This window comes from Allobosea sp., from assembly GCF_030694325.1.
In the GTDB taxonomy this organism is placed as follows: domain Bacteria; phylum Pseudomonadota; class Alphaproteobacteria; order Rhizobiales; family Beijerinckiaceae; genus Allobosea.
Map to the genome: position 1 here is coordinate 1 of NZ_JAUXYO010000298.1, position 1,519 is coordinate 1,519.

The following is a 1,519-nucleotide window of genomic DNA, read 5'->3' on the forward strand; positions in this document are numbered from 1 at the left end:
CCGTCATTCTCGGGCGAAGCGAAGCGCAGACCCGAGAATCTCAGGACGACAGAGGCGCGGGAGCACCATCGTCATGAGATGCTCGGGTCAAGCCCGAGCATGACGCGCGATGTACCTCAATCCCGCCCCAACCACCCCACCATCCCCGCCGCCGCCGCGACGCCCGTCGCGAAGCAGCCCAGCAGCAGATAGCCGCCGGGCGGCGCCACCCAGTCCAGCATCTCGCCGGCGACGAAGACGCCCGGCAGGCGGCGCAGCATGAAGCCTGCGTCGATCTCGCCGGCCGCGATGCCGCCAGCGCTGGAGATCGCCCGGTCGATCGGCATCGTCCCGGTGAGGCGCAGGCGCGCGGATTTGATCGCGGCGGCCAGCGCGGCGGACGTCTCGTCGAGCTTTCCCGCGACGCTGTCGCGCAGCACGGCGACCGCCGCCGGCGAGAGCCCCGCCGCCTTGCGCAGATGGTTGCTCAGCGTCTCACCCGGCCGGCGCTTGCCGAGCTTCTCGGTCAGCCGGGCGAGGTCGAGATCGGGCCGCAGGTCGATCTCCAGGACCGCCGAACCCTCGCGCGCGATCGCTTCGCGTAAGGGCCCCGAGAGCGCATAGATCGCGCCGCCCTCCAGCCCATGAGCATCGATCATCGCCTCGCCCGCAATCTCTTTGCCGGCAAATCTCAGGGTGATCCGCTTCAGCGGCGCGCCCGCGAAACGGTCGCGCAGCATGTCTGACCAAGCCACCGCGAAGCCGCCATTGGCCGGCCGCAGCGGCGACACCGCGACACCCCTCCCCGCCAGCAGCGGAACCCAGCCGCCATCCGAGCCCAGCCGAGGCCAGCTCGCCCCGCCCAGCGCCAGCAGCGTCGCATCGGGGGTCAGCGTCACCTCGCCCGCAGCGGTGGCGAAGGTCAGCGCGCCCACGTCGTTCCAGCCGGTCCAGCGCCGGCCGGCCTCCAGCCTGACGCCGAGCCCGTCGAGCCGGCGCAGCCAGGCGCGCAGCAGCGGCGAGGCCTTCATCGCCTTGGGAAACACGCGCCCGCTGGTGCCAACGAAGCTCTCCGCGCCGAGCCCGTCGGCCCAGTCGCGCAGCGCCTGCGGTAGAAACGCCTGGATGGCGGGTTCGAGCCATTCCCGCGCCGCGCCGTAATGCGGCAGGAAGGTCTCCAGCGGCTCGGAATGGGTGAGGTTGAGCCCGCCGCGCCCGGCGAGGAGGAATTTCCGGGCAGGCGAGGCCATCCGCTCGTGGATCGTGACGCGGTGGCCGGCCTGGGCCAGCCGCTCGGCCGCGATCAGCCCGGAGGGGCCGGCGCCGATGATGGCGATGTCTTTGATCTGCATCGGGCCGGCTTGCGCCGTCGCACGCCGCGGGTCAAGCGATCAGGCGTCGGCGGACGCAAGCTCGTCATTCTCGGGCTTGACCCGAGAATCTCTGGCCGGCACGGCAGGGGAGCCTCATCGTCACGAGATGCTCGGGTCTGCGCCCGAGCATGACGGTTCGCCTCAAGCCCGCGCGAACGTCTCGTCGA

The 1,519-nt window shown here is 71.6% G+C and carries 1 protein-coding gene; it reads right to left on the minus strand.

Translation table 11 applies throughout. The features are described from left to right. Positions 1–116 precede the first annotated feature (116 nt). The gene (locus Q8M82_RS19350; protein ID WP_305692927.1) at positions 117–1,331 is read right to left on the minus strand and encodes a TIGR03862 family flavoprotein; all 1,215 of its coding nucleotides are present in this window, start codon (positions 1,329–1,331) and stop codon (positions 117–119) included. Positions 1,332–1,519: the final 188 nt, after the last annotated feature.